Annotated in this window: 8 protein-coding genes; 2 read left to right on the top strand and 6 right to left on the bottom strand. The window is 51.6% G+C overall.

Features of this window, described 5'->3' with window-relative positions; translation table 11 throughout:
* Positions 1–78 precede the first annotated feature (78 nt).
* The 5 genes from HI950_RS12460 to HI950_RS12440 form a co-directional block, all read right to left on the bottom strand.
* Positions 79–1449 carry an ABC transporter substrate-binding protein gene (locus HI950_RS12460; RefSeq protein WP_317618344.1) on the bottom strand — a complete coding sequence of 457 codons (1371 nt, stop codon included), beginning with the start codon at positions 1447–1449 and terminating at the stop codon, positions 79–81.
* On the bottom strand, positions 1361–1588 hold the full coding sequence (locus tag HI950_RS12455; RefSeq protein WP_169082435.1) for a hypothetical protein: 228 nt from the start codon (positions 1586–1588) through the stop codon (positions 1361–1363). The genes HI950_RS12460 and HI950_RS12455 overlap by 89 nt, the downstream gene beginning before the upstream one ends.
* A gap of 182 nt (positions 1589–1770) precedes the next feature.
* Positions 1771–3273, bottom strand: coding sequence for a response regulator transcription factor (locus HI950_RS12450; RefSeq protein WP_169082436.1), 1503 nt, complete (start codon positions 3271–3273; stop codon positions 1771–1773).
* On the bottom strand, positions 3270–5093 hold the full coding sequence (locus HI950_RS12445; protein WP_169082437.1) for a sensor histidine kinase: 1824 nt from the start codon (positions 5091–5093) through the stop codon (positions 3270–3272). Before HI950_RS12445 ends, HI950_RS12450 begins: the two co-directional genes overlap by 4 nt.
* Positions 5094–5534: 441 nt before the next feature.
* Positions 5535–9221: a glycoside hydrolase gene (locus HI950_RS12440; protein ID WP_223285244.1), complete on the bottom strand. Its 3687-nt coding sequence runs from the start codon at positions 9219–9221 to the stop codon at positions 5535–5537.
* Between the two features lie 396 nt (positions 9222–9617).
* On the opposite strand from HI950_RS12440, the gene HI950_RS12435 reads away from it, so the two are divergent.
* Positions 9618–9785 (top strand): hypothetical protein, encoded by a 168-nt coding sequence (locus HI950_RS12435; RefSeq protein ID WP_169082438.1) that lies wholly within the window; start codon positions 9618–9620, stop codon positions 9783–9785.
* A gap of 312 nt (positions 9786–10097) precedes the next feature.
* Positions 10098–11021: a sensor histidine kinase gene (locus tag HI950_RS12430; protein ID WP_317618351.1), complete on the top strand. Its 924-nt coding sequence runs from the start codon at positions 10098–10100 to the stop codon at positions 11019–11021.
* Between the two features lie 284 nt (positions 11022–11305).
* Here HI950_RS12430 and HI950_RS12425 read toward each other — a convergent pair whose 3' ends face one another.
* Entirely contained in the window at positions 11306–13294 is a 1989-nt protein-coding gene (locus tag HI950_RS12425) for a YjhG/YagF family D-xylonate dehydratase (protein ID WP_169082803.1), read from the bottom strand.
* Positions 13295–13309: the final 15 nt, after the last annotated feature.

Here is a 13309-nt window from a genome sequence, read left to right as displayed (position 1 = left end):
TTTCCGGAGAAAACGGACCCCGCAGCGTTTTGCGCGGAGCCCCGTCTCCAACTAGAATTTCGGCTTACGGCGGGCGGTCTACCAGCCTGGCAAATTCAATTGCTGCGCCTGTTTCAGAATGTCTTTGTCATAGTCCTCGGCGCCCTTCTGCGCGGAAGTGATGCCGCTGCCGACAGCGACGGTGAGGTTCTCCAGGTTCGGGCCTTTGACCGGCGATACGAACTCAAGTGCAGGTGCCGTCCTGCCCTCATCAAAGTATTTCTGCATTTCTTTGACGCCTTCGTAAGCATCGTCGGGAAGCTCGATTCCTTTGATGACATTGGGGCCTGCCGCCTTCACTTTGGAGGCAAATATCGCTTGGCCCTCCTTAGATACGAAGTATTCCGTGAACTTTTTGGCGGCTTCTATTTTCTTGCTGTTCTTGTTGATATACAGGCCGCTAGGCATCCATACTGTCAGTCCGTTGACGTCTGCGCTGTCGCTCGGAATCGGGAAAACGCCAATGTCGTTGATCTTGTCCGGGCTATTTAGCAAGATGGAATCTAAAGCGCTCGTCAGCATTGGATAATGTACGCCTGTGCCCTCGGCCAGCATCTTCAAGGCTACATCATACGTCGTGGCCAGGAAGTCCTTATTCATGTAGCCGGCTTTGAACGGCTCCTCCGTCTTTTCGAAGCTGCGCAGTGCCTCTGGTATCGTCGCATACTTCGCTTTGTTGTTCGTGTAATCGTCTGCGAAATTTGGAACCTGCGCCTGTACGTTATAGTAATCACCGAGGACAAACAACTGGGACGTCCAGGTATCCTTGTAGGAAGCGAGAACGGCCGTCTTGCCCGCAGCTTTAATCTTCTCATTGTTGGCCATGAATTCGTCCCACGTTTGCGGAACGGTCAATCCCAGCTCGCCGTACACCTTCTTGTTGTACAAAATCGCACCAGCGGAGCTTGAGCCGACGGGCGCACCGTACACCTTGCCATCGACGGTTACGACGGTTTTGAAGGAATCAAGCACGTCAGCCATGAACGTCTCATTCGTCACGTCAAGGAAATTTTCCACCGGATTAACGGCCTTCAGCAGCGAACCCGTGTTATAAACGAGCAGGTCGGACATATCACCCGTTGCTAAGCGCGTCTTAACCAGGTTGTCGCCTTCCGTGCCATCCGGTTTGATGTCGTACTCAATGGCGATATTCAGCTTTTTCTCTGCTTCCGTGCCAACAGCTTTAAGCGCCTCGAGCGTTGTGCCCGTATTGCCCACCATCAGGGTCAACGTCGTTTTCTCTGCAGGTTCACTGGTGGCGTCGGTTTTCGCGTTCGTTTCACCGCTTGCGCCGCCGGTGTTGTTGCTCGTCGCGGGCGCATTATTGCCGCCGCAGCCGGCGAGCAGCACCATGATCATAATCAGGCTTGTCACGAATGAAAGTGTTCTGCTTGTCGTTCGTTTCATCATTTCCGCAGCCTCCCTTTGTAGGCATGGATCGTGCTCCCTTCGGCAGCCGTCCATTGTTGCCCCTCTTCGCATCTCTGATTCCGTAAGTTTCAACTTCATGATTGAATACGCTTGCAACAAGAGCGTTCTTCCGTTCCAAGGGCCCGGGTCCCCTCGTAGTTTCAGTTTACGAGTTTCTGATTTTGATGCATACCTGCTCATTTGCTATTTTAAGGGGGTAATTTTTCCATTTTGGGAAAAAGTAATGGCTCGGGTGAGGAAACGATCCGTTTTCGAAGGTGCATAACCCTCTAACCCTCTAATCGTCTACTTGCATTCGTCTTATTCGTTCATTTTGCGTTTTGCGTAGGCGGTCGGCGTTTCGCCCGTTATTCTCTTAAACAAGTGAGAGAAATGCTTGGCATCCTCGTATCCGACCAGCCCGCCGACTTCCGATGGACGCGACGTGCCGTCGTCGAGCAGCTCCTTTGCTTTGCCGATCCGGTAGCCGATCACATAGTCGGAGAAGTTATAGCCGGTCTGGCTTTTGAACAATCGGGATAAATGTCCAAGACTGACATGATGCTCCAAAGCAAACTGCTGAAGGGAAAGGTCGCCTTGATAATTAGCGTGGATCCAGTTCATCACCACCGGTACGAGCCCTTTCGGCTTCTGCTCCTTTGATTCGCATTTCCCAGCAATCCCGAATACCGCTGCCGTAAGCCATTCTGTAATCGGCTCGTAGTCGATCGCTTCATTCAGCAGGCTCATTTCCTCCTGCAGCAGTGCCTTGGACTCAGATTGCAGATTGAACTTCAACGAGTAGAACAGATCGATAGCGAACTGCGTCAGCTGCTTTTGGGTGACCTCTTTGCACTGAAGGCCCGCAACAATGCGCGATACCGTGTCTCGTCCTCTGGCCATATCGCCCGCTTTGATCTGCGCTTGCAGGGCGCGCACCTTCACCCAAATTCCACTGATATCGGGCACAGCCGGCTTCATATCCGGCGCTGCCCAGGTTGGCACGCCGATCCGCAAATGTTCTTCCAGCTGCTTGCTAAGACGGACGAAGCTGCGGTTTAGACTCTCGCTCTCACTCTTCATTCCGAAGCTCACATGGAGCAGAATGCCGCGGGCCTCCGCATACTGAATGAGCGATTTAAGTCTTGTCTTTAGCAGTTGCGTATATGCCTCATTGCCTGCTGGCAGCAGCAGCATTCTGCGGCGGCTGTCGATCGTGACGCAGTAACAATCCGACTCCCCGTTCAAACCACTCCCGAAATGCGCGAGAATGTCCGATGCGTCAAGTCCGGCATCCTTCCAAGTGAGCGGCGATGCAAAGTTACCCAGTAGCAGCAGCGCCATGAACATGGACTGCTGCTCGGCTGCCGCTGGCTTCCCGCGCTCCAGCGCGTCCACGGACAGCAGCCGCTGCAGAAGAGACCACTCGGCACGGTCGCTCCGGCTGCGGGACTCGTCTTCGATACGCGCAAGCATGCGGTCTACCGCCATGTAAAGCGTCTCTTTCCTGACAGGCTTCAGCAAGTAGTCCGTCACGCCAGCTTGCATCCCGCGCTGCGCATACGCAAAATCGTCATGGACACTAAGAATGATCCCCTTGGCTTCCGGATGGCTGCGCCCGATTTCAGCCAATAGCTCCACTCCGTCCATGCCCGGCATCGTGATGTCGGTCAGCAATAGATGCGGGACTACGGATTTCGCTGCCTCAAGCGCATCTTCCCCGTTCTCGAATGCAAGCACGCGATGCTGCGGTTCGTAGCGTTTGAAGAGGATCTCGAGCTCCGCCAGCGCCCATCGCTCGTCTTCCACCAGAAATAAATTCATAATCCGGACTCTCCTTTCACCTTGACGAAAAGCTCATATGGGAACGTCAGCCTGACAGTCGTTCCACGGCCAGTAGCACTTATTAGTTCAACGCCGTATTTGTCACCGTGGAACAGCTTGATCCGCTGAGCGATATTGGACAGGCCTATACCCAGCTCATCCTCGTCGTAAGCGTCCGCCGCTTGGATGCTCGCCAACCTCCTGCGCAGCATGTGGATGCGCTCCTCTTCGATACCGCAGCCGTTGTCGGAAACTTCGATAATCAGTTCACCGCCGAGCAGCCTGACAGCGATGCCGATTCGCCCGCCGGACTTGACCTTGCCAAGCCCATGAACGATAGCGTTCTCAACCAACGGCTGCACGGTAAGCTTCAGCACTGATGCTTCCAGCAACGGCTCCGGTACGTCCATACTGAACGCGAAGCGGCTGCCGAACCGGTGCTGCTGGATATTCATGTAATTGCTGATATGATCCATCTCGTCACGCAGCGGGATGGGATGGTGAAGATTTTTCATGCTGTATTTGAACAGCTCCGCCAGCGATTCTGCCATCTCGGCAACCTCTTCGATGCCTCGAACCCGACTGATTGACTTCATGATATTAAGCGTGTTGTACAGAAAATGCGGGTTGATCTGCGCCTGCAGCGCCGATAGCTGCGCATTATTCTCCGCCAATTTGGATGTGTACACTTCGCTGATCAGCCGGGTAATACTGTCCAGCATATTGTTGTATATACGGCTTAGACGGCTGATCTCATTGTTGCCGGACACCTCCATTCTCTGGCTTAAGTCCCCCTGCTCGACACGCGCCATCTTCTTCATCAGATTTCGTAGAGGAAGCGTGATCTGATAGGACAACGCATAGGAAACAAATGCAATCAGCCCCATCGCAAGCATACCAACGAGAATGAGAATATAGGTGGATCGTTTCTGCTTAGACAGCAGAAATTCGTTCGGAATCAGAATCAGCGTATTCCATTTTGTGTATGAGGACTTCGACGTCGTATAGAGATAGCTCACGTCGTTCCATATCACCTCGTCGGATTGGCGGTTGCCCTGGAAGATCGAAAGATCGATACCCGGATTTTCGCTGCCCGTCAGCTCGTTTCTGTCGTCATAGATGACGTTGCCTTCATCGGTTATAATGAACGCTCTCATGTTCCGTTCAACGTCGTTGCTGTCCGAATTGACGAGCATGTCCTTGACGACATCAACGTTGATATTAATTTTCATATACCCCAGAACATCCCGATAGGGAATACGGTTGATGTTCCGCACAAAGGAAATAACCTGGGCTTCATCATCGCTGCCCGTCTTCTCCGTTGTGACGGGCCGAAGCAGAAATTTGATGCCGGGCATCTCCAGCCGTTTCTCATACCAGCTCTCGTCCCGCAGATTGAAGCTTACCTTGGGTCCCCCTCCCTTCGATACGAAGTAAGCGGCAGCGTCCGTCGTGAAGATATAGATGCTCTGCAGTTGTGGCCGTGGCTGAAGATGGGTGAACAGCCTGTTGTTGATCGTCAGCTCGATCTCGTTCTGCGCGACAGATTCCTGAATTCGGTAATGATCGATCAGACTTTGCTGAATGATCGGATCGCCAATAATGGAGACAGAGAGCTTCTCCATATCCTGAATGTAAAGCTCGAAGGTCCGGCTGAACTGCCTGGTAATCGTGTCGGATAGCGACAAAGTCTGACTTTTGATATCGCTTACATTTTTGTAGTAAAAAATAATGCATGTCAGTATGACGATAAACAGCGACACCGCGGAGAACACGATGAACATTTTACTCTTCAGCAGGTAGTCGTTCCAGCTTTTCATCTTGGATTCTCCTATGGTGTGAGTCGTAAGAATCTGACCGAAAAAAAGAAACCTCTCCTTATGTTTATTGGCTGCTCGACACTTCCCTTTAGCTTAAATTGATTTCTCTCTACTAGAACATGCTATGAATCAGGGGCTGTATCACGAGGTTTAAGAAATACGAGGGGGAATAATCGATGCCTAAATCTATCGTATCATTCTGTCAAAATAATAGCATAGCTGAAGCAGGTCTGCCTGCTACAATTATCCAACGATGAGAGTGTATCGTCATCCAAGGGCATGCTTGTCCAACCCATTCATAAATGACATCGATTCATGTTCATAAGGCATTGAGGTTGTGGACATAACCAGATGTCATTTAGGAACTATAACTAAACATTCTAAAACTAAAGGCCTGTGACCCTCCGTTCCAATGGAACATCTAGATACACAGGCCAGACTTTATTTTTCGATTTTAATCCAGCTTACCATTGGCTTAGACCCATCCGCCTTGACGACTTTCACAACGAGTTCTTCGCCTTTTACCGCGATATTGTCAAACACTTTTGCTTCCTGTTTCGAACCGATGACATAATCGGTCAGCAACATATCGCCATTAATCGTTAGATTCATAACTCGGTCGCTCGCCTTCCATGGATCGAAGAAGCCGACCGTCACCTTATACGTACCGTCTGGCAATTGGAATCGATAAGCCAGCCCTTTGCCATTCTCATTTCCGTCGTATTGGCGAATCGATTCATACGCGTCGGCCGGAGAAGTGTGTGCCCATGTCAGCCCGTTATCGGCTTCGTAGCCCCATTTCATACCCGTTACGGAGTCACTGCCATACTCTTGTTCTTCTTGTGACTGAAGCAATCCGAGAGCCTCCCCTTCCTCCAATTGGCTAGGCGTCCCGTCACCGGCGTCGACGTAGTATATTACATTGCCGGCGCTCTGTTTTGGCGTCGCTTCCATTGCAGCAGATTCCGCTTCCTCTGTGTCCCTAATCGCGATTACCTTAAACGAATAGGCAGTGTCGTTTTTGAGTCCCGTCACGATCATATAGCCAGGAGCAGCGGCAATCTCGGTAGGAGCGGATCCGTTTCCGCTGACCTCCGCGTACCGAATGGCATAAGCTTCCGCTCCGTCGATTTCCCTGTATTGCAGTGCGACTTGCCCATCGCCTTCCTTCAGCTGGTAGATTTCAGGCTTCGATGTCAGGTTATCCGTTTCCCTGGCTACTTTCAAGTAGGCGAATTGTGCGTCGGACCAGCTGTGGAGTCCGACGCGACCGCTTGTGTAAATCGTATCCGTCAGATCGAAGATTCTCTTGCCATCGATATAGCCCTGAATCTGTTTCCCGTTCAGTCGAACCTCCAGCTTATAATATTCGCCCGGTTTTGCCGTGAAAGAAACCGGAGGCTCCAAATTTTGTCCATCTCTCCGAATAAACAGTACCCCGTTCTCATAACCGAACATGTACCCCTTCGAATAGCTGCTGCCGCGGAAAGAGATTCCCCAATCCGCCTCCGCTGTCGCATGCTTGGCAACCGCCGTAATGGTTCCGTCGATCACCTGCATATTTTTGACTCCGATTTCACCTTGGCCATTTGAGCCTGAGGCATGCTTCAACAAGCCGTCATCGAGCAGCCACTGACTTAAATCCTGCTGATAACGAGAAATATCCCCATGATTGAAATCGTCCTCGAACCGGGCCTCTTCAGCTCTCGGCGTTACCTCTGCATCCGCGTAACCGATCCCTATACCTCCTTTGCCGATCGTCGCCACGCGAATGGCAACAGGCGATCCGTTCGTTAAACCGTCCAGTTCTACTTCGTTTGTGTCGATTTGCATGGAATCGTTATTTGTTGCGCCGGACACCATTTGTACCGAATAGCCAACAGCGCCTTCTACAGGAGCAAATTGGAAGCGCGCTTTTTGATTTCCGGAAATAGCGATGAGCTTGCCCGGAGCAGGTATATCAGGCTTTACTTGGAATTCCACCGAAGACGGACTCGCGGCTTGACCGTCAACCGCTTCTACAACCCCGTAATAGGCTGTACCGTTTACGAGTCCGTCAACTTGAATCGTGCCGCTTGGCACTCCGTCGGTTATCGATTGTTTATCGTACTTCCCCGGCTGCACGCCGTAACGCACCCGATATGCAGAAACGCCAGCCTCAGCAGGGTAGTTTACTGTAAACCCGCCATCGGTACCCATAGCCGTGACACCGGTCGGTGCAAGCAGCTGCGGTATGCCATATGCGCGTTTGGATTGCGGGCCGAAGCCGCTAGCGTTCCCAGCCCGTACGGTGACAAAATATTCGTCGCCGTTCTCAAGACCCTGCAGGATGAATGCATCTTCTGTCATCCGCGTTAACTTTAGCTCCCGGCTGTTGTTCTTTACACCGTATCTCACTTCATATTCATACGCGCCTTTCGGGGCTTTGAATTCGATTTTCAGCCCTTTATTCAGAGGCTTGACGCTGACGATCTCCGGGGCATCCGGCTTCTTATTCGCTTTAACAAGGTCTCCGTTCAGCGTCACGATGGAACGGGCAGGAATGACCGTTTCGAACGTACCGTCTGCCTGAACCGGAATATCCTCCCCTCTGGCCAGATCCCGGTCAGCCGAGGTGATATACGATTTCATGGCGAAGACAGCCTCATGCTTGTCGATGCCGCTTAACGCCATTTTAACGCGTTTTTCTTCTAGGCTGTCGTTGACGAACACAGCCGTAACGGTCTTCTCTCCCTCATGCCGGTAAGCGGAACCGAACAGTCCGCTCCGCGCCTGTTCATCCAGCCCCGTTAAAGCGATGCGATCGGCGCCGGGACGTATGAATTTGCTGTAGTTGCCGAGCGCCCATAGCATTTTCGAATAAAGTATCGTTTGTTCGTCGCCCGGGTTGTTGTAATCGGTATAGATCAAGCCATCCTTATAATCCTCCTTGGAGACTGCCGTCCACCATTGCCATGCCGATGCATTGGCCCGAGCCAAGTCGAAATGAATCGTTCTCGCGATATAGAGAGCAGGATCAATGCCAAGGTCGCGGCCCGGCCCGTAAGAACCGAGAATACAATATTCACTCATCCAGTATTTGGCGTTCGGGTCGTATTTTTTCAAATTGGCGCTCAGCAAGTCCCTCAGTGTACCGAGGCGATCATCGCCGGAATTGCTGTAATCGGACCAATAGGAATGAGATGCAATTTTATTGCCGACCGCTTCCTTCAGCTCCGGGTCGCCCAGCAAATCCTTAATATATTCACGGTATTTGCCAAGACCCTGACTGTTCGCTCCGCCGCTATAACTTTCTTTATTCGCGAACGTCTTATAGACGTCATCGTCCAGCAACGCTGTAATCTCGACGCCATCAGGCGCACTAATTTGTGTCCCAAGCCCTTTGGCTTGCAATTGACGGTAGAGCTCGAGAATGACTCGTTTCATATCGTCGTTGTTATATCGGTTCCCCTCTTGCCCTGCTTTGTTCCAATCCCAAGTCGGTTCATTAATTGGGCTCAAATAGTCGAAGTGAATTCCTTCCTCTTTAAAGTGCTCTACGACGTCGATCAAGTAAGCGGCAAACTCCTCTTCATACCCTGCCTTCAAATTCGTAGAGCCTACCGTCGAATCCGGCTGGGCGTGTCCGTTCTTCGTCATCCATACCGGCGGGCTGTTTACAAAACCGATGAGCGAATCGACGCCCCGTTCCTTGGCTGCGTTTAAAAACCATTGCTGCCCAGCTTGTTTGCTCCAATCGTAAACGCCGTCTTCTGTGGATTTGAATGCTTCCGAGCGCCGCCATGGATTCGATATAATCGCTTGGTCCGTTTCCGTAGATCCGGCTCCTATATTAAAACGCCACGCGGACAAGCCAATTCCCTTCTCCCTGGAAAACAGAATATCGGCTAAACGGGATTTATTTTCCTCCGTCCAGTTTTTCCCGATCGGTTCCATCGACCATGCATCGGATGCGCCGAAGTTATCGATCTTCTGAAATGTTTTCGATGCATCAACGGTAATGACGGCGTCATACAGGACGCTCTTGTCCGCATCCGCGCCGAAAGACAGATTTCCAAGCGGAGCGAGGCAGCATACAACGCTAAGCAGCGCTGCTGCCGTGCTTTTCTTAAACATGAACCTTTTCAAAGAATCTTCCCCCTTTAAATGAATTGGTGCTTTCCGTTCATCGATTACGGGACCGTCTGCGATTGAAACCGGTTTCATGAAACCGGTTTCAAAATGCTTCAAAAAAAATGCAAGAGCGGTTTACTTCCTCGATTTTACATCGCGTTCTATCAATTATCATCCGACTTCCTGCCTAAAAATTTAGGTTTGCAAGCCTTTTGTTTTGTCTCTTTATGCGGAATTTTGTAAAGTCGATCTTTTCTCCATATCCTATTCAAAATCGAGCAAGAACAAACTGCACTTAGGCATAAGCAGCTGAGTACTATCTCTTAGAAATGCGTATCATGAATAAGACTATGTTTATTTTCACATATATAAGTGTAATTAAACGTAAGGAAATGACAGGAGGTGCTGGCATTGAAGATTATGATTTCGGCTTCGGAAGCAATGGAAAAAGGGGTATGGAAGGAGATCATCCGTCTCTTCGGCAGAGACGAAGATGAGGAATTTTGGCCTCAGGAGGAATTTATATTATCGGAGAAGCAAGCGCTTCTCTTAAATCTGATAAAAAATAAATGTGAATAGCCTAAAAGAGAGAATCTTACGATTGCAGTTGGTATACTTTCTTATTGCCATTTAGTACAGTAATTTTAGATTTATGGCTTCATGCCTGCTGGGTATATACAAAAAAACGCAACCCTTATCAGGTTGCGTTGAATGTATCAAAGCGCCTTAAAGCAATAAAACCGAACAACGCAGCCTCTGGTTCCAGAATCTGTTATAGTGGGCTGGAGCCTTGATAATGCTAAGTTTTTAGTGTGTCCCGCCAAAAGGTGATACTGGACGCTTACAGCTATTCGTTCAAATAAGTACTAATCCGATTGGCTACCGTCCGGCATTCTCACCAGACCGCTCCGCTCATTGAATGAGCTTGCCGGCAGACTGGCATCGCTCGATTTCTCCGCCCGCATCCGGTGGCGCCGCAAGGACGAGATCGGCGAGCTGGCGCGGACTCTTGATTTCCTGGCAGATAACTTGCAAGGAGCGCTTGCGGAGCTTCACGAAGCCAACGACAAACTGCGGGAAGATATCGAGAGGGAGAAAGCGCTGGAGCGGATGCGCCGCGATTTCGTGGCCGGGGTTTCTCATGAGCTCAAAACGCCTCTCAGCTTGATCGGCGGGTATGCGGAAGGCTTGCAGGATAACATCGGGGCCGGAGCCAAGCGGGAGAGATACGCTGAAGTCATATTGGACGAGACGCGGCGAATGTCCACCATTGTCGGCGACATGTTGGACCTATCCCATCTCGAAGCCGGTCAATACCGGTTGAACCGGGAGCCGTTCGATGCTTCTGAGCTGCTCAAGGAGTCAGCCGAACGCGCGGAGGCGCTTGGAGCGGAAAGAAATGTCCGAATATCCGTATCCTTGCCTGAAGAAGGGGACGGTATAGTCGAGGTTGCGGCAGACCGCTTCCGAATCGGACAAGTTCTGACCAATCTGGTGACTAACGCGGTACGGCACGCTCCGGACGGAGGAACGGTCACGCTTGCCGCTTCCATGGACGGCGGCGATTGGCGCTTATCCGTCCATAATGTGGGGGACGCCATACCGGAGGAAGAACTCCCGCGAATATGGGGCCAATTTTACCGTATAGACAAAGCGCGCGCCCGGGAAAGCGGTGGCACCGGGATCGGGCTCGCCATCGTGAAGCAAATTCTCGACCTGCACGGCAGCCGGTATGATGTACGCAACGAGCAGGGTGGCGTGACGTTCGCCTTCACGCTTCCTGCGAATAATAGCGGCGCTGGAGCAGGCGTTTGACAATTAGCGCATGCGCGAATACGTCACGTCAAATTTATCTCGCAAGTAATCACTTGAAAGGCTATCTTTCATTGCCCGTTCGAGAGAGGCTTTAACAGCTGCCCCATTCATAGGCTTGCCGTTCAGAAAGGTCACGTATTTTGTGGAGGCCTGCTTGGAAAATGAAAAGACGATCCTCACCCCAAAAAACTGGGGTGGGGGTCGTCTCTTTATTCTTGCCTCTAAAAAACTTATTTTCTTCTCTCAATCAAGATGCATGATCACAGTGAACGATTACCATGCCATCATCGCTCACCTTTTTCACTTGCCAATGTATTCATACCGGCATTCAGAACCTGTATTATTTTTTCGACATCGTAGACGCAGCCCTTCCAGGTGCCTCCGCTTGCAGCTTGCAGCGCGGCCCAAAGCCTTGTATCATCAGGCAGTTCCGGATCCTCGGCCAATCCGGGATGGGGGCTGCGATTAGCCAATTCGGAAGCGCCTTCCGCAGGTGAAGCAGGCACTAGGCCGCTCCCGACCATGTGGATTTGCCCTTCGAGCTTGACAAGATCAATTTGCACATTAATCCAATCCCCGTTGCGAAGCTTTCCGACTGGTCCGCCAGCAAGAGCTTCAGGACCGATATGACCAATGCAAGCGCCTGTCGACACGCCTGAAAACCGCGCATCAGTAAGTAGCGCCACATGCTTACCGAAGGATAGATGCTTGAGAGCTGAGGTTAATTGGTAGGTTTCCTCCATTCCGGCTCCCATCGGGCCGCGCCCGATTAGAACCAAAACATCACCTGATTCAATACCTCCATTCTTTATCGCGAGAATCGCGTCACGCTCAGTTGTGAACACCTTTGCTTTTCCGACATGTCTGTAAATGCCCGCTGCGTCAATCAACGAGGGATCAATAGCAGTCGATTTGATGACTGACCCTTCCGGAGCAATGTTCCCCGACGGGAATGTCACGGTCGAGGTCATGCCTGCAGCTTTGGCTTTTTCCGGACTGTAAATAACCGTATCCGGATCGACACCGTCAACCTCCATTAAATAGCGTCTCATCCGGCTGCGCCGCTCGGATTCCGCCCACCAATCCAGCATGCCGCCGATCGTCTGTCCCGTTACCGTAAGCGCTTTCTCATCTATTAATCCGAGCTTTCTCAAATGCAGCATTACCTCAGGGACGCCTCCTGCGAGAAAAACCCGTATAGTCGGATGATAGAGCGGTCCATTTGGCAGAACGCTTACAAGTCTTGGCACGCTGCGGTTCGTTTTTGCCCAGTCCTGGGCCGTGGGAACGAATAAGCCTGCCGCATGGGCAATAGCTGGGATATGTAAAAGTAAATTCGTTGAACCCCCAAAAGCAGCGTGAACGACCATAGCATTTCGAATGGCTGCATCGGTCATGATACTAGCCGAAGTCATGCCGGACTCCGCCATATATAAAGCCGCTCTTGCCGATTGGCGGGCCATCTCTGACCAGATCGGCTGGCCCGATGGAGCGAGTGCTGCATGCGGGACAGTTAGACCCATCGCCTCCGCTACAACCTGTGCGGTACCAGCCGTACCAAGAAACTGGCATCCGCCGCCGGGCGTGGCGCATGCCCGGCAGCCTAAGTCGGCCGCTGCCTCCAGCGTAATCTCACCGTTCGTATAACGTGCTCCAATCGACTGAATCTTACCTGCGTCTTCTCCATTAATCGGCGGAAGCGTTACACCTCCGGGTACGATAACAACAGGAAGGTTTCTCATTGCAGCTAGTGCAATCATCATAGCAGGCAGCCCTTTGTCGCATGTTCCAACTCCGAGAACAGCGGACCTTGTGGGCAGCGAGCGGATAAGCCGCCGGAGAACAATCGCCGCATCATTGCGATAAGGCAATGAGTCGAACATGCCGGACGTGCCTTGCGATCGGCCATCGCAGGGATCGCTTACGTAACCGGCAAATGGAATGCCTCCCGCTCGAGTAATTTCATCTGCCGCTTCCTTCATCAGAAGACCGATTTCCCAGTGGCCGGTATGATAGCCGAGTGCCGCCGCCGAGCCGTCTTCATTGCGGATCCCGCCCTGCGTTCCCAAAATAAGTACCTCCCGGCCAAGCAGCCGAGAAGGGCTCCACCCCATCCCCACATTTTGTGACCAGCCGAACAAATCGCCGCTTGGCGCGTTTTGAAGCCTATCATGTGTAAGCGGAAGCGCGCCTTTTGGCCCCGATGCTTGAGTTTGTATGATGAAATCAGAATCCACGCTATGTCCCATGATCTGTTCGAAGCTCGGGTCCATGTCCATCCCATCTCC

Origin of the sequence: Paenibacillus sp. PL91 (genome assembly GCF_012935325.2) — a bacterium.
GTDB lineage: Bacteria > Bacillota > Bacilli > Paenibacillales > Paenibacillaceae > Pristimantibacillus.
The sequence above is the reverse complement of the archived record's forward strand: the minus strand, read 5'-3'. Positions and strand labels throughout refer to the sequence as shown.

What these genes read in the sequence shown, in the direction of transcription:
- HI950_RS12460 (WP_317618344.1), bottom strand. Translation starts at nt 1,449, where the DNA reads ATGATGAAACGAACGACAAGCAGAACACTTTCATTCGTGACAAGCCTG.
- HI950_RS12450 (WP_169082436.1), bottom strand. Translation starts at nt 3,273, where the DNA reads ATGAATTTATTTCTGGTGGAAGACGAGCGATGGGCGCTGGCGGAGCTC.
- HI950_RS12445 (WP_169082437.1), bottom strand. Translation starts at nt 5,093, where the DNA reads ATGAAAAGCTGGAACGACTACCTGCTGAAGAGTAAAATGTTCATCGTG.
- HI950_RS12425 (WP_169082803.1), bottom strand. Translation starts at nt 13,294, where the DNA reads ATGGACCCGAGCTTCGAACAGATCATGGGACATAGCGTGGATTCTGAT.